Origin of the sequence: Acidiphilium sp. 34-64-41, assembly GCF_002282635.1 — a bacterium.
In the GTDB taxonomy this organism is placed as follows: Bacteria; Pseudomonadota; Alphaproteobacteria; order Acetobacterales; family Acetobacteraceae; genus Acidiphilium; species Acidiphilium rubrum.
This window is the reverse complement of record NZ_NCJX01000060.1, coordinates 1-25,398: the sequence shown is the minus strand read 5'-3', so window position 1 is coordinate 25,398 and position 25,398 is coordinate 1. Positions and strand designations below refer to the sequence as shown.

Sequence of the window (25,398 nt, the reverse complement as noted above, 5' to 3'; positions counted from 1 at the left end):
GCGGCCCAGGGCCTCGTATAAGGGGCGCAATCCCACCGAGTTGCCCCCTCGGCTCCAGATGGATTGAACGGCTGCTCACTGAAGTGGCTTCCGACACCCCGAGTGACCGCAATGAGCGCAATACTGCCGGTCGGTTTGCGGGCGGCATCTGACCGAAACAAGAACGGTAGCTTTGTAATGGGCCAGGGACCAAACGTCCCTGGCCTTGCCCAGTCCGAAAGTTGCCTCAAGCGTAGCAAGCGACTCCGCGAATCAGGTCGGAAGCGCGTTCGGCAATCATGATGGTCGGCGCATTTGTGTTGCCACGCACAACGCTTGGCATCACGGATGCATCAACCACACGCAGGCCGTCGACACCCTTCACCCGCAACTCCGAATCAACCACGGTGCCGATCGCGCAGGTGCTGGTCGGATGGTACACGGTGTGCGTGTATTGCTGCACGTAATTCCAGATATCCGCCTTGCTGTCCGACTTGGGTACCTGGTGCTCACCCTTGATATGTGACCGCAGAGCCGGCTGTTTAGCGATATTCAGGGCGATGAGGATGCCCTCGATGATGCTGTTACGATCCTCTTCGGTCGCAAAATAATTATGCGTGATCCGCGGCTTTGAGCTTGGTTTCGCGGAGCGAAGCGAGAGTTTACCACGGCTGGTCGGCTTCAGCACACATGGGCCAAAGCCAAATGCATGTGCGGTCGGGATGCCCATACCTTCTTCATAAAACATCACGGGCGCAGCATGGAACTGTACATCCGGCGCAGGCAACCCATCCCGGGTCCGGAAAAATCCGCCCGCCTCACCGATGTTCGACGTCAGCGGCCCTCGTCCCTCCGTGGTCAGTTTGGCAACGTTCTCTGCGGTTGCGGCCGTCATCAGGGTTTCAGTATCGGTGTACCAGGACATCAACGTCATGGGATGGTCCTGCAGACCAATGCCCACCGGAAGATCCAACCGGACCGGAATCTGCAAAGCAGCAAGGTCTGCCGCCGGGCCTATACCGGAGAGCATAAGAAGTTGCGGCGAGTTATAGGCACCGGATGCTAAAATCACCTCTGTCTCGGCATGGATTTGCTGCAGCTCGCCATGCACGGCAATTTCAACGCCGCTGGCGCGGCCGCCTTCGAAAAGAATCCGGGTCGCAAGGGCGCCTGTAATGACGCGCAGGTTAGGTCGGCTCATTGCCGGATGCAGATACGCAACCGCGGCGCTACAGCGCATACCGTTGCGTTGGGTGTTCTGGAACAGCCCGACACCGTCCTGCGCCTCGCCATTGAAATCGGGATTCGCGCGATACCCGGCTTCAACCCCTGCCTGCACAAATGCATCCATCAACGGATTGCGTGAGCGGCCCTCGCAGACTGATAAAGGACCAAATTTGCCGTGATATTGATCCTCACCGCGTTCATTGCATTCGGAGCGGCGAAAATAGGGGAGCACATCATTGAAGCTCCAGCCTTCGGCACCGTCCTCGGCCCAGCCATCGTAATCCAGCCGGTTGCCGCGAATATAGACCATCGCATTCATCGAACTGGAGCCACCCAGCATCTTGCCCCGCGGCAAATAGACCCGTTTGCCCGCCAGGCCGGGCTCAGGCTCGCTCGTCAAATCCCAGTCAAACTCTGACTTGAAGAGTTGCGGAAACGCCGCCGGAATATGGATTTCCTGTGCCGTGTCAGGGCCGCCAGCTTCGATCAACACAACGTTTACGCTAGGATTTTCGCTCAAACGAGCGGCGAGCACGCACCCGGCCGAACCAGCGCCAACGATGACGTAATTTGTCATTTTCCCGAACCTTCTCCTCTAATCCGGTTATTTTTCCCGGTTAATGCCGGCCGGATGCACAGAAATTAGCCTAAGGGGCAGAACTGACAAGAGCATCAGGACTCCCGACAATCGCCGCCCTGTGCGTCCGGTCTGAACCCAATGGTAAACACCTAGGACGACCTCAAGGACAACAAATTGCGCAGCCTCTTTTGGGATCCCTACGACGCCATGCTCAAAGCTTGCAAACAGGCTCGATTCTTCCTCGTCAACGATCCAGCTAGTCCATGCCTGTATGCGGGGGCGTTTTTCGAGCGGCGCTTCGACGAGTCCATGGGAGTTCGAGCGGGCTGGCGAGGTCGATCGCATCGAACCACAGGTGCAGTCACCGATCTTGCGGTTGATGCGGCGGTCGCGGGCAGCGGTATCATCCATTTATTCGAGGATTAGTTGCGCCATCATCTGGACAGCGGCACTCTCGAGCCTGTGCTCGAAGACTGGTGGCAGCCATTTTCACGCCCGTTCCTCTATTACTCCGACCGCCGGCTTGTACCACCGCCGCTCCGGGTGTTTCTGGATTTCGTCAAGCTGGGAAATCAACGATCCGCAGCACCGCGCGTGATTCGATGACGCGCGAAGCCATCAGTCCGCTCGTAGTCGGAAAAGGCGGAAACCATGCCGTACTATTCGCGCCGCGAACGTCAGCTACCGAGAACGGTATTTCGGCCCGCGAACAGCCACAAAGAAGCGCAAAGCTGCCGTTCAATTGGTTGGCCCGTTATGGCAGCCTGCCGTATCCAAGGCCCGCTGCTGAGTCGCAAGGCCATGGTCGATCGTCCTGACGCCGGCATAGTCACGTATGGCCACAATGTGTCTCATACAATTCTAGACGTCTTCCCGTTATCGTATCACAATACCAAAAACCACCCTATTAGCGCGAAAAAACTGTCTCAACTAACCGTTCCGTTGGGGTATACCTGAACGGGGCAACCGAAGATCTGAAATGTGAGCCCAACATTTCATGTCGATCCTCTTCAACTGCGTTCTCACTCGAACCCAGTGGATTCGGGTTTGAATTTGAGCTGGCGGGAGTTATCGCGGACAACACCGATATCTCCATCACTGAACCCATCTGGCGCAGTTGCTTCGATTTCAAGAGTTAACGTGACTTGGGCACCGTGGGTCCGCAGCAATTCCATAACAACGGCATTCAGGATTGCGTCGAACGCCTTTACCGGCCTGACCATGTCAATTTCGACCGAGCCGTAAAATCGCCGTGGCCGGACCTTACCCGGCGGCTCGGAATCGGTGGTGGTAGGTCGATCGTCGGTTGGCCCGGATATACCGTTTTGACTCCCCTCTATGGTTACCGGTTGTGTCGGCATCGTCGCCGGGCGTAACTGAGTGATTGCTACGTCGGGACGCACAAGTAGCGAAGTCGCGGGTAGGATCTCGTATGGCGCTTTCTGCCAGACCAACCCGATATAGCGGCCATTCGCCTCGTCGAAGCGTTCGGCAAAGGCAAAAGCTGGAGAAAGCTTGGCGCATGCATCGCATATTGCTGCATCCAGCACCACGCGATCGCGAAGCTTAGGCAAATACACGTAAGTCGCGAACCACGCTGCAATCTCGGCCACTGGCAAATGGGGATCATTCGCCGCCCAGAGGGGCGCGAGATGAAGCCAAAGCGCGTCGGCTCCCAGCTTCTCGCTGACGATGCCGTCACTCTTTGCCTTCTCGTACACGGCAGTAGGCACACTGGCGCGGTCCTTGGCGGTCAGGGACAGATGTTCAAGATCGAATGCGCGTCCGGCCTCCGTGCCGTTGGTCTTGATCGGATACAGGACGTGGCTCCACGCATTCCGAACTGCTTTCACAGCACCATCGCGGCTGTTGCGCGCCTTGTCACGCGCGTCTGCAAGCTGTGCCTGGGTCAATTGATCCTGCAGCCGCTTATCTGCCCGCTTGTCCTGCCGAGGATCGGCGCCGATGGTCTCCCATGACAACGCCCGCCGCATCGCCTCCCGCGCCGTACCAAGCAGGGCCTCGTCAGCAGCGACGAACAATAGCGTGTTCCGAAACCGCCGTTGCGACGCGCGGCAGCGGCTCAGTGCATCGGTCACCTCATCGATCGTTATCGGATCATCCGGTACCGCAAAGACGCGATGAAACCGGTCCTTGCTTGCGCCATCATCGCGCAGCACCTGAGCAATCGCCTCGTCTACCTCATGCTCCGCCAGCGCCTTGGCACGATCCTCGGCCAAGCGATTAAGGGTGGGCTGGGTAGAGAACCAATAGCGCCCGGCTTCCTCATACAGGTAAGTCGCTCGTTCCGAGAGTTCGCGCAGCGCCTCGCCAAAGATCGCCAACTGATCACCCGGCTCGGCGCAAGCCAGACGCAAGCCCTGCCCGGTCAACCCGGCATTGGGCTGACGCACCAGCGGCGCCGAACACAGGAACACAGCCCGTGCAGCGCGGGTCGCAGCGTGAGCCTGGGAGATGCGACGGGAGGGGTTGGCCTCCATGCGCGACGGCAAAGAACTATCTCCATCCACCTCCTTGTCCACCACGGCGCCAAACGCCGCGTCGAGTGGATAAAGCACGCTCGCGCGCACCCGCTCATGCGCAACGGGTACACGCGCGGGCATGATCAGTGCGTCAGGGACCCGCTGATGCCAGAGGACGCCCACCACGTTTGCCATGAAGCGCAGCACGCCGCGGGTGCGCTGAAACTTATCCAGGCTCGCCCAGTCTTTCGACAAGCGATCGAACAGCTCAGGATGGATCGGGTAGGACAAACGAAGCAATTCCGTGTAGCGCGCCTCTCGTGCCTCGGGCGGAAACTCGGCCGGATTCTTCCGGTATAGATCAGCGAACGCCTTCACGGTCTCGTCTCGCGCTCGCTCGCCTTCAGCATTCAGCGGCTGGAACAGCCGGCGACGAATGATCTCATAGGTCTCGTCACCGGAGGCCGGCAACCACGCCGACTGCACGCGGCCGAACACTTTCTCCAGGCGCAGCAGCGCCTCCTTGCCGCGCTCGCCTCCGGCTTCGGCATCGCTTTCTGGCAACGAGCCGATCACCAGAATTCCAGGCACCATCTTCGCCGCTTCAGTCAAAGACTGGAGAAACGACAGAAACGCCTCGAACCTCGCATCGTCTAATTGCCGGGCGAACATCACCAGCTCGTCGAGCAGAATGACGCTCGGCCCCGCCAGTCGAAACACCTCCACCATCAATTCGGAGCCGGGGTTGGTCCGCGCGGCCTCGGCTTCGGCGACAAGCTTGAGGCCTACCTCGCCCGCAAGGCGCCAAGCGAGGTAACCCCACAGCGTGTGCAGCTTCGGGCCGTCCCGCAGCGTCAGCGATACATCCGTGCCCTTCGAGGAGCCAACGAATACGGCAATCTGAGGCTTGGGCCAGCCGGTCGCGCCGACGGTCCCGACAGATGGCGTCAGCCCGCTGAGCGCGGCGGGATCGCCGGCATCCCGCAGATGCCGGGCGAGATGATACACCGCGAGCATCGTGTGCGTCTTGCCGCCCCCGAAGGCGGTCTGTAGCCCGATCACCGGGTCGCCGCCCTGGTTGGACAAACGCTGAAGCGCAGAGGTCAGCACGCGTTTCAGACCCTCGGTGACGAAGGTCATCGCGAAAAAGCTGAGCGGGGTGGCGTATCCCTCGCCGGCGATCCCGGCATCGACCGCGAACAGATCCGCCGCAAATTCGGCTTCCTTGAAGCGGTTGGCGAGCACATCTGGATGCGGCAGCGCTATCTCGATCCAGGGACGCGGCCCTTTGCCCGGCCGATCATCCGGCAGTTCCTGCATAAGTGTGGGTGCTGGCGTTCCTTTCGGTGCCAGGGATACGCCGGTCGGCGTTTGCGGTCCGATGCCCTGGCGCCGCTGATCGTCGTAGAGGCGTCGGGCTTCGGCAATCTCGGCTTCAGGGGCCTTCACCGCCCGCAGCAGGTTATCGACGGCATCCAAGTAGCGCAGTGCTTCGTTATCCTGCATCGGGATCGAGAGATGCGCGGTGGCGTTACGTGCGTCGAGTGCGGTGGAGACGAAAGTACGCACGCGTTGCTTCTCGGAGCGAACGAACGCCTCGTCGAACACATCCCGCCACTGGTCGATCATGGTTTTCAGCATGCCGTATTCATCGAGCGACGCGCGTGGATCACCGCCGGCAGCGCGGCTGGCATTGGCGAGCCACTGCGCGCCATACCGCGCCTTCATCCGTGTCTCCACGAACGGCGCGAGGCCGCGACGCAGATGATACAAGGCACCCTGGACGCGCTGGAGGGTTTCCTTCTCGCTGCTCATCGCACGATCTCCCCGAACAGATCACGCGCAGGGGCCGAGCTCCGGCTACCCGCCGAATAATCGGCGGCGATCGTGTCAAGATGCGCCCATTCCTGGGCAAGCTCGTTATAGATCAGCGCTTCGGCGGCCCAACCCTTCTGCGAAGCAATCTCATACAGGCGGTAGGCCAGCGCGCGGGCATCCTCGGCCCGGCTGCCCATGGCCGCAACGAGCCGGGCTGCCGCCTCGGCACCACCATCCTCAGCGCGGAGAGTGCGCGTGGTATGCTGAACGCATTCCCACACCGTGGGTGTCCGGTCGGTGGCGGGAGACCAGTCGCTTGGCAGCGCCTCGCGCGGAGTCAGCCCCGCCCTGCCGTGCAGGTTCTGGAACACGCCCGAGGAAAATAGCGCGTTCGACGGGATGTTCTTCGCGTTTGCCAGCGTGATCAGGTCGCCGGAGGCGCGGGCATCGAAGCCGTAGGTAGCGAACCAGGCGAGCGCCACCTGCGTCTCCGCATCGAAATTCGCGTCGAGATCGTTCTCGATCTCGCCCCAGACTCGGTTGATCAGCGCTAGCGCGGTCTTCACGCCCATGACAGCGTCATCGTCTTCCAGCACGCGAGCAAACCGGGTGAAGACGCCCATGCCAGGACCAATGACAGATTGCGGCATATCGACCGGGCCAACGCCGGCCTTGCGGATCTTGTCCACGGCATCGGGCATGTCGCGTTTTAGTGCGCGGATGAACTCGGCGCGGGTGACGGTCTGCGCGGTTTCGCTCAATTTACGGCAAACGAGGACGATGGACGAGGCGAGGGCGTTTGTGTCCTTCGCAATCAATCTTCCGGAACCTTCAGTCCGAACCGGCCATGTGCCATCCACTGCGAGGCCAGCATCAACGACCGCCTGAAGGAAGGATGCCCAGCCGGCGGAAACGATACCGTCTTCTCCGATTTCGGATTGTTTGAAGGCATAGTAGATGGTGAGCAGTTCCCCGTCCGCGGTGGCCTTCTGCATGGCAGTCAGCGCCTCACCCATACCCTTCATGAAAAACGCTTCAGCTCCGGCCTTGCCACCGTGGCGATAAGGCGTGGCGACGAGTTCCTCGGTCTTTGGTGTCGTCAGTCGACGAAATAGATCAGGCCAGATTCCGTTGAGTGATCGTTTAAGCCAGACGTAGAAGAAATCCGATAGGTCAGCGTAGCCGATGTTGTCATAGTAGGGCGGGTCTGTGGAGACAACAATAGAATGCGAGCTATATGAATTGTATTGGGCCGCAAGGTGTTTGATTGAACCAATCGAACATGCAGGCGTTTCCGCAACCGCCATAGCTCCCTTATCTATGGCGGTTGAGAAAGAGCCGCCGACGTCGCCAAGTGGGTTTGACTCTGCGAAGTCCCAAACCATCGGTATTGCTTGCCGAGCAAAGGTCTCTCGAAACGCCCCACGGTCAGACATCCAGCTTGCGATGGACGAACCGATGTTCGCTATCTTGCTCAATGCGAACGCCAAATACGTCGCTACCGCGTCCGCGTAAGCTAAACCCCCAGTGCCGCCTTCGTGGAGAGGGGTGGGATCGGTGTTCAGACCGGCCTGGCGCACGTCCGCCAGCACCTTCTCCCGCGCCTCGGCAACGAGATCGGAAAATGTTGTCAGCGCCACCAACTGTCGGGGGGTGAAGAGTGAGGCGAAGGTTTTCAGGCCATATTGGACCGTCCAGAAATTTCGTGGGTCATCGGGCAGATTACCATCTGGAGTCCACTCGGGACTTGCGGTCACCGCAAGGGCCTCGTGCTCAGCAGTTGGCGACAGATATATTCGTGAGCGACTACCCTCTCCAACAATTGCCATAAGCCGCTTGCTCATGCGTCCGCCTACACCCTCAGCCTTGACATGATCGCCATCGAGCGGCGTTCCAGTGAGAACGCATGAAAAATTCGAGCCCCTCCCAGTCTTCGTCCCTTTCTTCAGCCGCTCCTCGTCCTGCTTCGTGAGCATCCCTGTATGCACCTCGAAGCGCCAGCCATCCGGTGCCGTCGGGTCGATCACCGGCTCGACCCAGGCTTTCTTCCCCTCCTTGGTGGAGAGCATAAACGAGGACACCAGCGGCACCATCGCGCCCTTCGCCTTCGGATCGGGCGACCGCACAGTGCGCGCCCAAAGCCAAGCGATCACCGTCGCCTCAGACCCGTCCGGCAGGGGCGCCTTCGGATAGAGATGCCCGATGCGCCGTTCCGCGTCATCGCGAATCCATCGCCCGTAATACCGGACATCCTCGGCCAGTCCTTGTGCGCCGCGCCAACCCCGTACAGCGCCATTCACCGCCTCCGCCCGCGTCTTCGGGTTAACCGGCGGCCGTCCCGCGAATTTCGGCGGGATCTCCACCAACGCCTTGCCGATCAGCACTGCAACCGGATTGAGGTCTGAGCCATAGGCGCGCAGCCCCAGCCGCTGCGCCTCCAACGGGATCGATCCTCCGCCCGAAAATGGATCATAGACCGGCGGTGCCTTGGTCTGCAGATACTCCAGGATCGCCCGCCCATCCTCCCGCGCCGGCGGCTCCTCGCCCAGCCCCCACGCGACCGAGCGCGCAATCTCCCACCGCGCCGCGTTCAGAATGTCCTCATTGTTCGAGGCTTCCCACGGCACCATCGCCTCGATCACCCGATGCAACCGCTTCCGCTCCACCTCCTGCGCCTCCTCGCCGACAAACCGATCGGGCCAGGACGAAGGATCATCCACCAACTGCGCGAACAACACCGCCCGACACGCCGCCAACGGCCGCCGCGCCCACCACAGATGCAAGGTGGACGGATGACCATGCCGGATTGACTTCTCCCGCGCCGAAGCGGCGTTGATTGCCTCCAGCGGGATCGAGACTTCGATGAGCTTCTTACGCGGCGGTGCGGTCATACTTTGTATCCGAGGTCGTGGAGCCGTTTGCGCGCCGTCGCGCGTTCTTGGTCAGTGAACAGCGCGGACCAGGGCGCCCGCAGGATTACGGCTTCGACCGAGAGGTCGAGGCGCCCCCTCTCCCACAAGGTCGTCAGCCCCGCAGCCGGCTTGGCCACATGCAGCAGCGCACGGGCGGCGCCAAGACCGCCGCGTTCGTGCACCATCTGGATGAAGTAGGTCGGGCGATAGTCGGTCTCGGCAACGGTCCGCTGGTGCAGGGCACGCATTTCCGCGTCGAACTTCGCCGTCAGATCGCTTTCAGGATCCGTCACGTCGCCCCCCTCGTTCTCTCAGGCGGCGGCGCCGAGGTCCTCATCGAGCTCCTCACGCTCCAGCCGATGATTATTGACCAGCAGCGTGCGGATGGTGAGATCCGAGACGTGGAACTGCTCGGCCACGTCCGCCTGGGCTTCCCCGGAATAATCGCCATCGAGCATCGCGTCCACTGCCTCAAACGGGCTCAGCAGCTCGGCGGCGAAGGAGCGCTGCATCTTCTGGCGATAGGTGTAGGCACGCGTCGCGGCGTGGAGCTTGCCATGCGGAGCGGCGATCATCCGGTCCGCCAGCAGACGCGCGAGCTCGAAGCGCCGCCCGGTTGGCCAGCGGGAGCGCAAGACGACGCGGCCTTCGGTTTCGTTGCGGTCGAGCGCAAAGGATAGGTTCGGGCCAGCTCGATCCTCGGTCAATGCCCGCGTTTCGACCCCCGCCAGGCGCGCCAACGTGTCATTGGCGATTGGCCGGTCACCTAATCCTTCTTGCGCGCGTAGGGCGCGGGCGGCGGCGGCGCCGAGCTTCCAGGCTGGTGCGTCGCGCGTCGGCGGGACGGCGCCCGGAGCAAGACGGGCGGCGTCGCGCGGCGCCGCGGAAAACCCGCTGCTGGTCGCGAGCCGCCGCAGATCATCGGTGGTCAGCAGCTTCCCGCCCTGCGCGCAGTCCGCCGCCAGCTCCTCCACTGCTCGTTCCCCAAGCTCCTGCGCGTCAGTCAGCAGGCGGTCGATCACGACCGGGTCCCCCGTATCGGGCTCCTGACCGAGCAGCGCTTCGAGCTTCCGTCGCCGTGCCGTTTGGATGTCCCGGCGTTCGTCAGTTAGTTCGGACCAGAGTCGATCCAGGTTTGTCCCATGGATGTGATCGGCCTGAAGCTGGCCCAGAACCTGGCCGATGAACCGGTCCACCGCGCTCTCGAACACCTGGGACGGCACGATGGCTGCATGGTCGCTGATATAGCGGAACGCCGTGGCAGGTCGGGTGGTGGTCGGCTTAGCGATCAGCGCCGTTCTCTCCCCATCGGAGAAGATGGTGATATTCGGCCAGACGTAGCCCTCGCCGATCGTGGTCAGGCGGTGGGCGAAGGGCCAGTCCGGGGCGTTGGAGCGCGGTTCCCAGCGCAAGCGCCACCAGGATAGGCCGAGACCAGGGGGCCGGGGCGGATACGGTTGACGAAGCCGTCCCGACCTTCGGTGAGGGACTGGTCGTTGCACAGGACCGCAACAGCGGCGAAGCATGCGCGTTCCTCTGGCGTGCCCTCATCGAGCCGCTCCCAGTCCGCTGTGATGCTCAGCGTGGGCTGCATCGCTTGGTCCATTCCTTCAGAACGAGGAGCCGGAAATCGTCGTCCTCCTCCAGTCGATAGCCGTGGTAGCCGTTGCTGTCGATCTTGGCCTCATAGACCTCGCGGTCGGCATCGACGCTCCAGACGTATTTGGGTGCCCCGTTATCCGGAAAGTCGCTGAACAGGCCGTCGAGCACACCCTGGCGGAGCAGCTCGGCCGCCTCGGCTTTCAGGATGACCCGCTTGCCGTCACAGAGGGACTTCCAGGTCCGCGGATTGACCGGCGGATGGAAGCCGTAGTCGCCCGGGTGCCGCTTGTGGAGCGCGCTTCCGGAATAGGCTAGTCGGGCCGCAAGCGCTTCCCGGCCGGACAGATCGAGTCGGTCGGCCGGGGCCAGCCGTCGCTTCGGATTCCGGCTCTGGCGAGGTTTCACGATGCCCCCGCTGCGGGTAGGGCCGGTCGCAGATCGGTGTGGATGAAGTCATTGCCCTTGAAGAGCAGCGGATGGTCGGTCATCACGGCCAGTGCGTAGGAGAAGCATTCGCCAATGTTCAGCCCGGCGCGATGACGGCCGCGGCCGTAGCGACGGAAGGCGTCGATGGCGATCGTCGCCTGCTGCGGCGTGACACTAACGATGTCGAAGCCGCCATCGCGCAGCAGCAGATCAAGGTCTGCTCGACCCGTCTCTCCCTTGCGGCCCTCAATGACGAAGGAAAGCTCAACCCGTGTCACCGCGGAGATCAGCCGGACCGGTGCCGCGCTCAGTGCACGCGCGAACTGCTCGGCGTCTAGCTCGCCCAACAGGATCGCGATAAGCGCCGAGGTATCGACAACCATTCAGCACCACATGCCGGTTTCGTCGTAGCCGACGATCTCATCCGAGCTGCTTGTATCGAGGTCGGGCAAGGAAGCGCAGTGGCGGCCGATTTCCATCAGCCGATCGGCAAGTCGCAGCGTTCCGCCCCGGCGCAGACGCTCGCGCTCCAGCCGCTCGGCCAGCGCCTTGCGGATCGCGTCCGTCAGCGTCTCGCCCGTTAGTGCGGCGACCTCGCGGGCGAGGCGGTCGGTCTCCTTATCCTTCAGGCTCAGCGCCAACCCGTCCTCCCGCGTCTATAAATTGAAGGAAGATATAGAATGGAAGGCGGACCGTGTCGAGACTCGGCGGCCTCATGCGGCAGGGGCAGCGAGCGAAAGAAGGTCGGCCAGGTTGAACACCACGGCAGTTTCGGCGAAGCCTAATTCGCGCTGGAAGAAGCGCTGGACATAGACGGGGGCGTGGGCAAAGCCCGTGTCGACGCGCACGATGGCCAAGTGGAACGCCTCCGGCGCATTGAGCGAGGCGAGGATCTCGTTCTTGGTCAGGATCACGTCGCGCGCCTCCGCGTGGCGCCCCTTCACCTCCACGAACCGGAGATGGCCCGCTGGCGTGCGGCTCTCGATGTCCCAGCCCTTCTTTTCCGCGGAGACGTCGCGCGGATCGAATCCCATGCGGCGTTCGGCCGCCATGACCGCTTCCATGGCGTGACGTTCGACTTCGGCGCGGGCGTTAGGGTCGTCCGCAAAGCCCGTAGCTTTTGGCGTGGCCTGCGGTGCGGCACGGGCATCGAGCAGGCCGCGTGGAATGACCAGTGCGGCACCGCGCAACACCGGCGGCAGAGCGCTGATCTGGCGCTCGCGATCAAGTTCGGTCTGGCGGGTGTGCAGGCGTTCGACCAGGCGCTGGGCCGTCGCCTCAGCGTTGCTGGCGTTGATGCGCTGCTCCTTGCCGGCTTGCTCTTCCTCACGAAGGCGGGCTGCGCGCATGTCCCAATAATTAATCTCACGCTTGAGGCGGGTACGTACCTCGCGCTCGACCTTCTCGATTTCAGCCAACCGCCGATGCTTCACCTCGTCGAGATGGGCAGGGACGAGGTTGGCGATCGCGAAACCAACGGCGCGTTGCTCGATGCCGGTTTCCAGCCAGGAGGCCGCGAGCGTATCGGCGATGAGTGCAAGCTCGTCGGCTTTGACTGGCCGGCAGTCGAGGTAGGGCGCTGAGCCGCCGTCCGCGGCATCGCCGTCTTCATTCAGCGTAATGAATTGGAGACGCCGGGAGATCACACGGGGCTCGCCCGATGTGGCCGTGCGACCATCTCGGATGGCATGATCGAGATAGACCAACAAGTGCGGGATGATCCCAGGATCGTTATCGTCGACAAGCACGGCGCCTTGGCCAAGCAGCGACTGAAAGCGCTCGAGCACGATGTCGACCGCAGCATCCAGCAGCGGATGGCCGGGGGCCAGCAGTTCTGCCTGCGGCTGACCGGGGATCAGCCCCTTGTCGAACGTAACGCGGGCATAGCGGTCCAGGACCGGATCGCCGCGGCCGATCAGCCGGTCACGCTCCTTCAGGATGGACGGAACACGGGTGATCTCAAACCGACCGCGCTCGCGCTCGGCGATGCGACCACCGAGGGTGGAGAAAGCCTCACGGAAGAAGGCACCGATGAAATGCGGTTGCAGTCGACGAGCCTGAGCACGCTCCATCTCCTCACGGATGGTGGCAACCGCATTCGGGTCCATGCCTTCGGAGGTCAACTTACGCTCGGCGACGAGCCGTTCGATGGAGGCGACATCCACCGCACCGTCGACCTTGCGGAACAACTCCGCTCGCTTGTCGGGCTGATCACCATAGCGGATTGCGGCAACGAGCAGATCGCGCAGCGCCTGGCCTTCGAACAATTCGCCGAGCACATCATAAACTTTGCCGCCGAGGGCCTTTCGCGCTTCTTCTAGCTTGTCCAGAAGACGACGATAGACCTCGCCTTCTCGGGTGTTGGCGGCACAGAGGTTCCAGAGGTGGCAGATTTCGGTCTGGCCGATGCGGTGGATACGGCCGAAGCGCTGCTCCAGGCGGTTGGGGTTCCAGGGCAGATCATAATTGACCATCAGATGCGCCCCGCGCTGGAGGTTTACCCCCTCGCCGGCGGCATCGTTGGCGATCATCACCCGGACGATCGGATCACTGTTGAAAGCGGCAATGGCTGCCCGACGAGCTTCGCGGGCGATTCCACCATGAATGACGACAACGGACTGGGCGTCGCCGACGCGGGAACGGATCTTGTCCGCGAGATATTCGAGGGTGTCCTTCGGCTCGGTGAAAATCAGGACCTTCCGGCGCAGACCCGACGTGGTGTCGAGCATGATCGGTTCATCGAGGATACTTTCAAGTTCGCGCCATTTGGCATCCTGGCCGGAGAGCTTCAGGCGGAGCGCGCGGGCTTCGAGGTCCTTGAGGATCGCGATCTCCCCTTCGAGTTCCACGAGCGTTTGTGCGGCGGTCGCCGAAACGACAATCTTCTCCTCGAGTTCCTCGGCCTCCGATCCGGGCGCTTCGTCGAGTTCGTCCGGATCATAAACCGGGAGTGCGGGGCTGAGAACCAGCGTTGCGGGCGCGGTATCTCGCCCGATTCGCTCCTCGCGGAGCCGGTCTTCCAGGCGCTTGCGCCGCCGCTCCAGCGAGCGATGGATCGCGGCCGGCGAGGAAGCGAGGCGCCGCTGCAAGATCTGTAGAGCAAAGCCGACATTGTTCCGTCGTGCGCCATCAGCGTTGCGGTCGGCGCGATTCATCTCCTCGCGTACATAGGTGGTAACCGCCTGATAGAGATCGGCCTCCTGCGGTGAAAGTTCGTAACTGGCGGTGGAAGCACGACGTTCAGGAAACAGCGGCGTACCATCGAAGCGGTAGAGCTCCTCCTTGGTGAGCCTGCGCATCATGTCTGAGACATCAGCCTTGTGGACGCCTTCGCGGAATCGGCCCTCGAAGCGGTCGGCATCCAGAAGCCCCATGAAAAGCTGGAAATCGGCCTCTTTGCCGTTATGAGGCGTGGCCGACATCAGCAGCAGATTGCGTGTGAGTGTGCCGAGCAGCTTGCCGAGCTTGTGACGCTGGGTTTCCTTGACTTCGCCACCAAAATAGGAGGCCGACATTCGGTGCGCTTCGTCGCAGATCACGAGGTCCCATTCCGGCGCGGCGGTGAGCTTGGCCTTCAGCTCGTCCGACCGGGCTGCCATATCGAGTCGCACAATCAGACGCTTGCGTTCGGCAAACGGATTGCCTGTTACAGAAGCCTCGATCTGGTCACGGGTCAATACATCGAAGCGCAGCCCGAATTTCTCGGAAAGTTCGTCCTGCCACTGTTCGACCAGGCCGCCCGGCGCCACGATCATGCAGCGATCGAGATCGCCGCGGATCAAGAGTTCCTTGATCAGCAGACCCGCCATGATCGTCTTGCCCGCGCCAGGATCATCGGCGAGCAAAAAGCGGAGTGGTTGGCGCGGCAACATCTCGCCATAAACCGCTGTGATCTGATGGGGCAACGCCTCGATCTGCGATGCGCTGACCGCCAGATAAGGATCGAAGAGGTGGGCCAGGCGGATTCTGGTGGCTTCTGATGCCAATCGAAATAGTCCACCATCGGCGTCAAAACCCAGACCCCGGCCGCCCTCGACCACGCTAAAGGCGGTTTCCTCACCACGATACACAAGACGTTCCCCGACGCGGCCATTAATCCGAAAGACCAGATTTACCGCGTCCGCACCGAATCGTGAGACCTGCACGATTTCGGCTATGCCGCCCTCATCCAGCCCGCGGATCCGGGTTCCTGGGCTGATCTCATCAAATGTTGTCATGCGGATAGGCCTGTGTGGCTGTAGGGAAAAGGAACCGGTGGGGTGGTGTGTGGCAGAGAGATATACGCGATGTCGCGCTTATCCTAAGTTGCGCGACAGCCGGAAGAGACCCAAGTCGGGCGTAGGCCGGCCCGGGAGGCGATCCCAGAAGCGAACGTTCAGCGCTGCCCAGTTCTGTGGCGATTTTGGACAAATCGTACGGTGCGCCCGCTGCAGCGTCATCTGCGGTGCAAGACTTCTATCTCTCCCGCTTCAGCTTCATCGACATCAGAAGCCTATCCTTCTCAAGGCGAGCCAACTGCTTGCGCTTCTCCTCGACGCGCGCCTTGTGTGACCCTCCTTTTAGCGTCGCAATTGCAGATGCTACGGGTTCATCAAGCCGTTGGAAGTGCTCCTCACGGACCCGGTCGAGCCGGCGGAGCTCATTGATGTGAACGATCAAGGACCAGAGCAGGTACTTGTTCTCACGGAGCTTCACTACAAGTGCATTGATTGCAGCCGGAGTTGCGTCCAACCGTAGGTCGGCGATAAGCCCAGAACGCAGAAAGTCTATGATCTTTGGCTCGCCTTGCTCGTCCAGCGTAGGCTCAGTCAGCTGGCGTTCCAGCTTCTCGGTTCCTAACGCGCCTGACAGCATGCGAACGGTAATGTGCGGCAGGCGCAGCATGATCTGCCGCAGTAGTGTCGCGTCGTCCATGCCCTGAGGCGCCTGGATTTCGTACATTGCGCCGTTGATGCGGATGCGGCGCTCAGTGGCGAGCCGTGGCGCGATTCGGAGCGACGCCACCAGAATACAAGCCCATCCGCGCCAAACATGCGCGAGGTGCTGCCGCTTATCGCTGTCAGGAATAAGCTCCATGTTCTTGACCAGCCCCGAGTACAGAATCAGCGACAACATCAACTTTTCGCTGCCGTCCTCCACTTTCGGGCGAAATACCTCCTGACGATCCTCGGCATCGACCGGAAACTGGGCTTCCAGCTCCTCATCCTTCTCCTGCTGCGTCAGCGGTGGGCTAGCAACCTCGCGGGCGGTCGCGTTCAGGCCATCACCATTTTTGTCGAACGGTAACTGGATATGCTCCAGTTGGCTCAAGTCGATGTTACCGGTGACGGCAACAGCCTCAGCCAGAAGCTTTTCATGCCGCTCCGCGACGAGATTAACTACTTCCGTGTCGTTCCTCAGCTTTCCAGCATAGTACTGGATCTCGTTGAGGAACCGTAGGTATCTGTCCTCCTCGAGCACCCATCTGCGGAAGCTAGCATCCGACGTCATCCTCAACGCGATAAAGTATTCCATTACGCCGCGGTAACGGAAGCTGATCCGATCTTCCTGCCTCGTGATAAAGATGCGGGCGGTCAGGAACTCGTCAAAAAGGTCGTCGAGGTTCGCGTACAGCCCCCGGGAGTCGATATAGGTCCTCATCTCGGTCCGCACGGCCTCGCGCGTCGGCACATAGTCGTCTCTACGCGCGATCCAAGCCGCCACGTGCGAGAGCAGATCGGTCTTGTTGGTATAGTCGAACGTCTCGCGCCTGCTCTGCTCGATAGAGGCCTTCCGCAAGGTCGAGTCGACGAATTGCTCCATCAGCACCGCTCGGTTGATGGGGGTGAAGTTGTACTTCTCTGACAGAATCTCAATCAGGATCGTCCCGTTTGCCGCCGTAAACGGGAGGTTGATCTCTCGGAACTCGTCCTGCAGGCGGTCGAGCCACTCCTCCACGTCGGTACAGCGCTCGTCCATAGCCAGCAACTGACGCATGTCATTGCGTCGGAACTCGCGGATCTCCACGAATTCGAAGCGCACCGGCATCTCGGGATTGATATGTGCTCCCAGCCTCGTCGCCGACGTCTGAAGGCTGGACAGAATGTATCTTGTCTTCGGGTAGCGGCCGACGAATTGCCGGAGGACCCGCATTTTGGTTGCATCGCCGAAGACGACGTCGTCGATTAAAACGCAGGCGTGTCCAAGCTTCAAAAGCGATTCAAGATCGTTCTCAGGGGGTGTCGCCTCTGCTCCCCCCCTCGCCTTACGCAGCATGTTGTCCGAGTTCGCAGTCACGTCATGAAAGTCGATCAGAACCGGCAACCGTGGGAAGTGTATGTCCATCGCATTGGCGAGGAGCCGATGTCTGATCTCCTTGAGAAGCGTGGTCCGCCCATACTCTGACTTTGCGTAGATGATCAGGTTGGCGTCCCCGTTTACTAGGTCGGAGAATGCCACCGGCGTTTCCATGTCGACCTTGCCTTCGTCGACCGCAACCTCTCGGATGAAGGTCCTACGCAGCGGTGGCGCCACGAATCGTTCGTGAAGCTCAGAGTCACCTCCCACTGTTACCTCGCGCGCTTGCAGAGCTTCGAGCGCTGGGCCGACCAAATGAGCGCGTAGCTTCGTCCCGTCGATTGGAGTCGCGATTTTACGAAAATGCTGCTTGGCCTCCGCAGACGACCACCACCGCCCATCCTCGACGATGTCGACGCCATCGTCGAACTCGTCGCGATCTTTGAAATAGGATCTGACCAACGCTTCCGCGTGCCCATTCTGGCGATCGAGTGTGATCAGCGCATAGCCATCGTAGGATTTCTTCCGGGCGGTGAATAGTGCACCGGCTTGGTTCGCCAACACTTCACCCTTTAGGCCCACGATCTTTCGGGGCTGCGGATCATGCATGTGCCCGAAAAAATGAATGTTCGCGTGTCGGGTGATCTCGCCTTCCAGATAGCGGGCGCTCTGCTCGCTCAACATCGCGAACGGGTGGTGAGTTATGAAGATGCGGAGCGACCCCGTCGTCAGCGCCTGAACGGCTTCCATCACGGCATATTCGGGTAAGGTCAACTTGCGCTCGTCGGGCTCGAAGTCCTTGTGGCCACCAGTGGAGAGTACCGCAGTGTTAAAGATGACGATATCTAAATTGAGCGCCTCGAAGTGATCGACCGTAACGAAGCTGGACGATAGCTTGCGCGAGACGCCGTGGCTGTCACCCCTGATGTACCGCTCTAGCTCCAGGTAGTTATGGAATTTAGCCAAAACCGGGGCGTTGAACGCCCCCTGCGTGTACAACTCGTTGAGTTGATCCATCTCGGTGGGCGTTCCGATAAGAGCACGCCAAGCCTTAGTCTCATCTGAGAACTGCTCTAGCCCGGCCCACGATAAGTCGTGGTTGCCTGGCGTGATGAACAGCCGCTCGTCGCTACACCCGGTCGCTTTGGAAACGCGAGCAAGCAGGAAGTCGTATGCGTCATCGTGCAGGTCGATGCCGGCCGCTTGCACGAGATCACCGGTAAAGAGCACCAAGTCTGGCTTACGATGACCAACGCAAAGCCTCTCGAGGTCGCGGATCAAGGCATCGACGACGATGCGTTGCTCGCGCGCCTTCTTCTTGGCGTAATGGAAGTCACTAATATGGAGAACGGTGAACAGTGAGTTTTCGACCATTTTTTAATGTTAGAGAACTTTGCCGATGCGAACAATGGCCCATAGATTCGGTATCGACCTTAGATCCAGCGAGTGAAAGGCTTCACTTTCCGCTTGAGGCTAGGTCGGCCATTGAGCCGAACGACTGGTTCTTCCAGACGGCTTGGCCCGGAAAGGGCACCTTACAAATCGGTCAAAATCGGCCCTTCCGCTTTCCACCCTACCGAGAAATGCGGTGTCGAATAACTTGTAGATCACGCGACATCACGTAATTCGAGGAACCACAAGGCATTTCCGTTTTGCCGTCGCGCGTATTTGTCGCACATGGGAAACCACTCGCACCATAAACTGCGACACGGGCGATCCCCGTTTCCCCCTTCAGATCGCATTCAACCGCGTGTCACGACCTGCGCATAATCAATCGTATTCGGACACCCAGAAATTACCTGCTCAGAATATAGGGTTGACGTGGTTTAGCGCATAGGTAACTATTGAGCACCCATTTCGGACGATCTGACGACCCCATGGCCCGCACTTTCCTCTACACCCGTGTCTCCACCATCGGTCAAACCACCGAGAACCAAGTTGGCGAGGTGAGGGCCGCCGGCTTCGCCGTCCAGCAGAGTCGAACCATCACCGAGACCATCTCCGGCAGCGCGCCGGCGATGCAGCGACCAGCCTTCCGACGCCTGGTCGATCGATTGGAAGCCGATGATGTTCTGGTCGTCACCAAGCTCGATCGCCTCGGTCGCAATGCCATGGATGTTCGGAGCACCGTCGATGCGCTCGCGGCGATCGGCGTCCGGGTTCACTGTCTCGCCTTGGGTGGGGTCGACCTCAGGGGTTACGAATGAAATTTGGTGGCATATTTGACGGCATGGAATCGGGTGTGATTCGGGGAGTCTCCTTGAAATTGGGAGCCCCGCATGTCGGTGAGGAATTTGGTAGAAGAGTTCTCGTCGCTGAAAGACCCCCGTTGCGGCGGCAAGGTGGAGCACCGGCTGATTGATATTCTGGTGATCGCGGTCTGCGCAGTGATAGCCGGCGCGGAAAGCTGGGAGGATTTTGCGCTGTATGGCCGCAGCAAGCAGGATTGGCTTGGCACGTTTCTGGCGCTTCCGAGCGGCATTCCGTCCCATGACACATTCCGGCGCGTGTTCATGCTGATCGATACCGGGCGCTTCGAGGCATGTTTCGAGTCCTGGGCACGCTCATTCGGGGCGACCTTGGACCGGGAAGTTGTGGCGATCGACGGGAAGACGATCCGCGGATCCCATGACCGCGGTCGCGAACAAGCGCCGCTTCACGTTGTCAGTGCATGGGCCTGCGATCGGCGGCTGGTGCTCGGGCAGCGCCAAGTCGGAGACAAATCCAACGAGATCACCGCAATCCCGGAATTGCTCGACGTGCTGGACATCAAAGGCGCGATCGTCACCCTGGACGCGATGGGGTGCCAGCGATCAATCGCTTCCAGGATTATCGAGCGGGGTGCTGATTATCTCGTGACCCTCAAGGCGAACCAGGGGAAAAAGTTCGCCGCAGTGCAGGAGCTTTGCTCAACCACCTGTTTCAGCCGCTCGGCCACCCACCGGCCGGTCCATGACGAATTCGATGATGGTCATGGCCGACTGGTCCGGCGCCGCGTGTTCGTCTGCCCCGATGCCACGGCGCTGGAACCGCTCCGCGATTGGCCAGGTCTCAAAACCGTTCTGGCCGTGGAGACCATCCGCAGCGTCAACGGGTCCGGCAAGACCGAAACTGACATTCGCTACTTCCTGTCCAGTAGTGCCGACCAGCCAGAAATTCTGGCGAAAGCGATCCGCCGGCATTGGCAGATCGAGAACAGCCTACACTGGGTGCTCGACGTCATCTTCAATGAAGATCACTGCCGGATACGGGACCGGAAAGCTGTCCAGAACTTCGCCCTGCTCCGAAAGATCGCAATCAATCTCGTTCGCCGCCATCAAGCATCAAAGGCCAGCCTGAAAGGGCGGCGGAAAATGGCCGCCTGGGACAACCGATACATGGAGCAAGTTCTCACCGGCAACTTTCATGCGTAACCCCTGGGGTCGACCTGACAAGCTCGGCCGGACGGATGACGATGCAGGTGATCGCAGCCGTCGCCGAATTCGAACGCGATCTTCTGGTCGAGCGCACACAGGCCGGATTAAGCCGGGCACGCGCCGAAGGCAAAGCGCTCGGACGTCCAGCGGCCCTATCTGATGCCGAGAAGCAGCAAGTCATCGCCTGCCTGGAGGCCGGAGCCTCGATCTCGGCTGTTGCCCGTGAGTTTGGTACGAGCCGACAGACGATCAATCGGGCTCGGATCGCTCAGTGACCACTTCTGACACCCGTAGGTCCACCACGTAATTTGCACTATTGAAACGCGCAACGATACACGATACTATGATTTATGATCGTCGGGTTTCGACATAAGGGGCTCGAAGAATTCTACCGCACTGAGTCGCTTCGTGGGATCCAGCCAACCCACGCACCGAAATTGGCGCGAATTCTGGCTGCCCTCGATGCCGCCGCAACGGCCGAAGAACTCAATCTGCCGGCGTTTCGGCTTCACCCCCTCAAGGGGCAGTTGCGTGGCTACTGGTCGATCTGGGTCAACGGCAACTGGCGCGTGACCTTTCGTTTCACCGGACCCGATGTCGAGCTGGTCGACTATCTGGACTACCATTAGAGGAGGCGCCTCATGATGAAGAATCCGCCGCATCCTGGCGAAATGTTGAAAGAGGACGTGCTCGTGCCGCTTGGCTTGCCTGTGAAGGAGGCTGCGGAACGATTGGGCATGTCGCGGGTTGCGTTCTCTCGCGTACTGAACGGTCGGGCAGGAATCAGCCCTGATCTGGCGATCAGGCTGGAGCAGGCCGGGGTCAGCACGGCCCGGTTCTGGGTAGCGTTGCAGGCGAATTACGACCTTGCGCGAGCCATGGAACACGTCCAACCTCCGGTCAGAACGTTGCAGGACCTCGGCACCCATGGACAGGCCTGATCGCATGATCAGCGTCTGTTCCTCGGCAAAGCACTCGCCAGCGCTTGTTGCGTGCCGGGCCGGCCCTCTCGACCAGTGCGACTTCCGCGCGCTTTCCATAATTAGCAATTCTGGGGCAACCGCGCGCTGTCCACCTCCGTGATCGCCCACTCATCCCGATCGAGGAGCACCAGTCCGGCCTCGCCATCGGCGAACCAGACGCCACATAATTCATGGTTGATAATGTTGTGCTATATAAAACCTTAGGTCGCTGTTTTATTCCATACCACCCTAAATAGTGTCAGGATTCTTTACACATATTTTTTTATTATTTTTATCATATTGATTTATATGGAAAATTTTCTTGGCCCGAAAATTGCATGTAAAAATTGCAAATGAAAGACGCAAAAAATTGCAAAATACGCCTTCACTATCACTAACAGGCTTTTATATGAAACACGTGCTTCTAACTTCTGTCGTCAGCTTGGTTTCGGCTTTAGGAATAATCTCTGTTGCCCAAGCCGGTCCGGTCTTAGGACTCAGGCTGTCAGAATCGGGCTATACGTCGTCAACCACAACATCCGCCAATGGTAGTGTCAACTACGTAGGTTCCTTCGGAACTTGGAATATGAACTTTGTTGGTGGTATCGATGTTGGTACAGTATCCCTCCCATCTATCGACATTGGGACGCAGGACAAAACGTCTGAAACTAGCCCTCTTACCATTGAATTGACCGAATACGGGCTCACCCAACCCATCGGCATGATCGACGTCGGCGGGTTCATCTCACAATCACCGTTAAGCTTGTCGAATACTATCTACTCAGTATACGCCTCAAATACCGATAACGCTTTTGCAACAGACCATCTGATCGGTAAGGGCACTCTTGCTGGAAACTCCAAAAACCCGATATCTTTTGGGTCACCGTTCGATGTAACCGGGTCATATTCGATCACCGAAGTCCTGACTTTAACCCCAGATGCCTCAGGGGGAAGCGGGAGCCTTGATGCATCAATATCTGTTCCTGAGCCTGGTTCTCTCGCTTTACTCGGGACTAGCTTAATTGCCCTGGGCTTGTTTACTCGTAAACGCCAGAAACGCACCTGAGTTAGCCTCATTGAATCCGGTCGGCGTGGCGAAAGTTGTTCGAATTTCGTGACACACCGGCCGGATAATCGCAAAAATAGTGTTTTTGTTCAAAATCCATACTCGATAAGGTTAACTTGTCCTTGACCGTCACAGCCTGGTTTCTGGCACGGCAAAATCGCCCGCCCGCATATGATCGATTCCGGACATAACGCGGGCGTTCTCTCTGAATGATTGAATTTGGCGCGGCTGAAGGCTTACGTCGAAGCGGCTCGCTCCACGACTTCGGGGTCAGTCTCGATAATCTTCAATAGGAGCCGGGCGGCCGGATCAGGCTTTCGGCGACCCTGTTCCCAATTGTTTACCGTCGAAGCCGGAATGCCGAATCGAGCTTCGAAGGCGCGCACCGAGCGCGCCACCTTGCGCCGGATCGCCCGGACCCGTTCTGGTGGCATCAGATCGATATTGACCCCCTCAAGGGCCGTCTCGCCCAGCTTCCAGGCCACCACCTCTTGTAGCGCCTTTACACTTCACTACGCCCCATAAACCTAAAAGCGAAGAAATGATCGGCGTTGCTTTCAAAGGTTGTGATTATTTCGTAACGATTGTCAGGATTCTTTACACATTCACTAGAGTTTTATAGCGGCGATTACATAACGTGCTGTATTTAATAGATAATTATAAATGGCACGATATTTGCTATGTCTTTTTCGAGCAATAAATTCTTGATGAGGGTTAAACAATGAAAATGTCTTTGAAATCAGTTCTTCTCGCCGGTACAGTTGCTGCAATCGCAATGAGTGGCTCCGCCTATGCAGGCGCCATCAGCTTCTTCGGATCGCCGACCACCATTCTAACTGGTACAACCCCGGTCGCTGCTAAGACCGGCACCACGAATGGCGTTACAATCACGACTGCTGCTCCAGGTGCAATCGTCAACGGCAGCTCACCGGACCACTATGCTGCGCCGATCACCTCCTCGGGAACAGCCTACACTGGAAATTATTTCTCGACAGGGCTGACGTCCAACCCGTCTATCACCACTACCGGAGGCTATTCCGTATCCCCGACATCGAGCGGTATAATTGATTTCAATTTTGCGACCTCGCAGAGCTACCTCGGGTTGCTTTGGGGTTCGGTTGATGGTCAGCTCGGGTACGAGAATGTTCTTTCGTTTTATAATGGGAATACACTGCTCGGGTCGGTCACAGGCGCAGAGATTGCGGCAGCCGCGAATGTACCTGCAACCGGTGTCCGGACCTATGGTGGCTCGGCTTACATCAACATCAATGTTAATGGCGGCTTCAATCAGGTTGTCGCTGGTAGCCAGAAGGTCTCGTTTGAATTCGCTGCCGTTACATCAAGCACCAAGCAAATCTCGGTTCCGGAGCCTGGTTCTCTCGCTTTACTAGGAACCGGCTTAATTGCGCTCGGCTTGCTTGTTCGTAAACGTCAGAAACGCACCTGAGTTACCCGCACTGCATCCGGTCGGCGTGGTGAAAGTTGTTTGAATTTCGTGCCACACCGACCGGCTAATCTCACAAAGAGTATCTTTGTCCAAAATCCGTGCTCGATAAGGCCTCTTGTCCTTAACGGTCACAGCCTAATTTGTGGGCATGGTAAAATCGACCGATCGAATACGGTCGATTCCGGTCAGATGATCCAAGCAGGAATCGCCTCTGTTTGCGACCAAAAGCCCCGATGATTGCGAGCGTTTACACTTAGCGGCTGGGGCCAGGCGCGGTAACGGAAGGAGCGCTCGTGGGAAATTGCGTGCCGTAGGCGTTGTTGATCTTCTGGACTAGTTGGTCGTGCTGGGTCGGGGACGGCGCGGCTTGCGCGATCAGCGGCATTGAGAGGCCGAGGGTGGCAGCGAAAACAGCGATAGCGGTCATTTTGGTCATGGCACAAATCCTTGGTTCGCGTGGATGAGGAGTGCCGTCGGCCGGCTTACGCCGGTCGAAGGCAGCGGTTGATTAGACGGTTGCGCGGTTGCGCTGGATCGCGTTCAGTTGGTTAGTGTGAACTGTACGGCCATCAGCCAGCTTGGCGTGTTTGACGGTCGCGGGGTTCGAGGGCGCGTGAACGATGATCGGGCCGGGCTGGTAGATCGACGTGCCGACCGAAGCGTTCGCCGCCATAGGTGCGAATGCGCCGGCGATGGTCAGAACTGATGCCAGAAGGGTGAATTTACGCATGGGAGTCTCTCCTTGATCAAATGATGCAGGGGGTCCCCTGCTCTGCAATGAGAGATAGGTCCAACCATAAAATGTATTAATAGTGTGCTTTTATATATTACTCATACTTTCATGGTATGATTTTAGCAGCCACCTCAAGGCGGTGACTCACCTAATCAGGCAGCACGTAGCCGGCTAACTGTAGCTGCAGCTCTTCGAACCGGAAGCCTGTCGGACAACTGACACCACGGAATCATCTATGCCAGGTCGCAATCCAGGCGCCTCCCCTCCCCTACCCCGATAGCCCCCCGAATAATTGCACTACGCGCGATAATATGTGTTATCGCGGCTTGAAACACCGGTAGAAAGCGTGCCTGCGGACCGCCAGTTAGACGGCAGGGCTGTTCAACCCTCTGAACTGATGGTTCACTGAGTCCGATATGCAACAGGACGTCGGAAATTGAGGCGTCGAGCATTTTGCGGATTCCCGCCGGG

Annotated in this window: 21 protein-coding genes; 7 read left to right on the top strand and 14 right to left on the bottom strand. The window is 59.5% G+C overall.

Features of this window, described 5'->3' with window-relative positions:
• Positions 1-226: 226 nt before the first annotated feature.
• The 11 genes from B7X49_RS12500 to B7X49_RS12450 form a co-directional block, all read right to left on the bottom strand.
• Positions 227-1,783, bottom strand: a complete 1,557-nt coding sequence (locus tag B7X49_RS12500; protein ID WP_286839614.1) for a GMC family oxidoreductase — start codon at positions 1,781-1,783, stop codon at positions 227-229.
• 27 nt (positions 1,784-1,810) lie between these two features.
• Entirely contained in the window at positions 1,811-2,197 is a 387-nt protein-coding gene (locus B7X49_RS12495; RefSeq protein ID WP_286839611.1) for a hypothetical protein, read from the bottom strand.
• Between the two features lie 611 nt (positions 2,198-2,808).
• Entirely contained in the window at positions 2,809-6,084 is a 3,276-nt protein-coding gene (locus B7X49_RS12490; protein ID WP_286839608.1) for a DUF499 domain-containing protein, read from the bottom strand.
• Positions 6,081-8,978, bottom strand: coding sequence for a DUF1156 domain-containing protein (locus B7X49_RS12485; RefSeq protein ID WP_286839605.1), 2,898 nt, complete (start codon positions 8,976-8,978; stop codon positions 6,081-6,083). Before B7X49_RS12485 ends, B7X49_RS12490 begins: the two co-directional genes overlap by 4 nt.
• Positions 8,975-9,292, bottom strand: coding sequence for a hypothetical protein (locus B7X49_RS12480; protein WP_286839602.1), 318 nt, complete (start codon positions 9,290-9,292; stop codon positions 8,975-8,977). The genes B7X49_RS12485 and B7X49_RS12480 overlap by 4 nt, the downstream gene beginning before the upstream one ends.
• Before the next feature lie 18 nt (positions 9,293-9,310).
• Complete coding sequence (locus tag B7X49_RS12475) at positions 9,311-10,411, bottom strand: hypothetical protein (protein WP_286839600.1); 1,101 nt, start codon at positions 10,409-10,411, stop codon at positions 9,311-9,313.
• Positions 10,412-10,577: 166 nt separating this feature from the next.
• On the bottom strand, positions 10,578-11,006 hold the full coding sequence (locus B7X49_RS12470) for a hypothetical protein (protein ID WP_286839599.1): 429 nt from the start codon (positions 11,004-11,006) through the stop codon (positions 10,578-10,580).
• Positions 11,003-11,410, bottom strand: a complete 408-nt coding sequence (locus tag B7X49_RS12465; protein WP_286839596.1) for a type II toxin-antitoxin system VapC family toxin — start codon at positions 11,408-11,410, stop codon at positions 11,003-11,005. The genes B7X49_RS12470 and B7X49_RS12465 overlap by 4 nt, the downstream gene beginning before the upstream one ends.
• A complete protein-coding gene (locus B7X49_RS12460; RefSeq protein ID WP_286839593.1) occupies positions 11,411-11,668 on the bottom strand; it encodes a type II toxin-antitoxin system VapB family antitoxin in 258 nt (85 codons plus the stop codon).
• A gap of 72 nt (positions 11,669-11,740) precedes the next feature.
• Positions 11,741-15,244, bottom strand: a complete 3,504-nt coding sequence (locus tag B7X49_RS12455; protein WP_286839591.1) for a helicase-related protein — start codon at positions 15,242-15,244, stop codon at positions 11,741-11,743.
• Between the two features lie 238 nt (positions 15,245-15,482).
• Positions 15,483-18,677, bottom strand: coding sequence for a metallophosphoesterase (locus B7X49_RS12450; RefSeq protein ID WP_286839588.1), 3,195 nt, complete (start codon positions 18,675-18,677; stop codon positions 15,483-15,485).
• Positions 18,678-19,180: 503 nt separating this feature from the next.
• Between B7X49_RS12450 and B7X49_RS12445 the strand changes: the two genes are divergently transcribed.
• From B7X49_RS12445 to B7X49_RS12420, 6 genes are all read left to right on the top strand, one after another.
• Positions 19,181-19,510 carry a recombinase family protein gene (locus B7X49_RS12445; protein ID WP_286839585.1) on the top strand — a complete coding sequence of 110 codons (330 nt, stop codon included), beginning with the start codon at positions 19,181-19,183 and terminating at the stop codon, positions 19,508-19,510.
• A gap of 72 nt (positions 19,511-19,582) precedes the next feature.
• The gene (locus B7X49_RS12440) at positions 19,583-20,716 is read left to right on the top strand and encodes an ISAs1 family transposase (RefSeq protein WP_286839583.1); all 1,134 of its coding nucleotides are present in this window, start codon (positions 19,583-19,585) and stop codon (positions 20,714-20,716) included.
• 35 nt (positions 20,717-20,751) lie between these two features.
• A complete protein-coding gene (locus B7X49_RS12435) occupies positions 20,752-20,994 on the top strand; it encodes a helix-turn-helix domain-containing protein (protein ID WP_286839581.1) in 243 nt (80 codons plus the stop codon).
• Between the two features lie 75 nt (positions 20,995-21,069).
• The gene (locus tag B7X49_RS12430) at positions 21,070-21,348 is read left to right on the top strand and encodes a type II toxin-antitoxin system RelE/ParE family toxin (protein ID WP_286839579.1); all 279 of its coding nucleotides are present in this window, start codon (positions 21,070-21,072) and stop codon (positions 21,346-21,348) included.
• 12 nt (positions 21,349-21,360) lie between these two features.
• Positions 21,361-21,660: a HigA family addiction module antitoxin gene (locus tag B7X49_RS12425; protein WP_265638718.1), complete on the top strand. Its 300-nt coding sequence runs from the start codon at positions 21,361-21,363 to the stop codon at positions 21,658-21,660.
• 343 nt (positions 21,661-22,003) lie between these two features.
• Positions 22,004-22,747 (top strand): PEP-CTERM sorting domain-containing protein, encoded by a 744-nt coding sequence (locus B7X49_RS12420; RefSeq protein WP_286839575.1) that lies wholly within the window; start codon positions 22,004-22,006, stop codon positions 22,745-22,747.
• 236 nt (positions 22,748-22,983) lie between these two features.
• Here B7X49_RS12420 and B7X49_RS12415 read toward each other — a convergent pair whose 3' ends face one another.
• The gene (locus B7X49_RS12415; protein ID WP_286839573.1) at positions 22,984-23,232 is read right to left on the bottom strand and encodes a DNA-binding transcriptional regulator; all 249 of its coding nucleotides are present in this window, start codon (positions 23,230-23,232) and stop codon (positions 22,984-22,986) included.
• Between the two features lie 236 nt (positions 23,233-23,468).
• Here B7X49_RS12415 and B7X49_RS12410 point away from each other — a divergent pair, with 236 nt between their 5' ends.
• Positions 23,469-24,194 (top strand): PEP-CTERM sorting domain-containing protein, encoded by a 726-nt coding sequence (locus B7X49_RS12410; protein WP_286839570.1) that lies wholly within the window; start codon positions 23,469-23,471, stop codon positions 24,192-24,194.
• A 253-nt stretch (positions 24,195-24,447) separates the two neighbouring features.
• Here the strand turns inward: B7X49_RS12410 and B7X49_RS12405 are convergent, their stop codons facing one another.
• Together B7X49_RS12405 and B7X49_RS12400 are read right to left on the bottom strand one after the other, a co-directional pair.
• Positions 24,448-24,630, bottom strand: coding sequence for a hypothetical protein (locus B7X49_RS12405; RefSeq protein ID WP_286839568.1), 183 nt, complete (start codon positions 24,628-24,630; stop codon positions 24,448-24,450).
• Positions 24,631-24,702: 72 nt separating this feature from the next.
• Entirely contained in the window at positions 24,703-24,924 is a 222-nt protein-coding gene (locus tag B7X49_RS12400) for a hypothetical protein (protein WP_286839566.1), read from the bottom strand.
• Between the last annotated feature and the right edge of the window lie 474 nt (positions 24,925-25,398).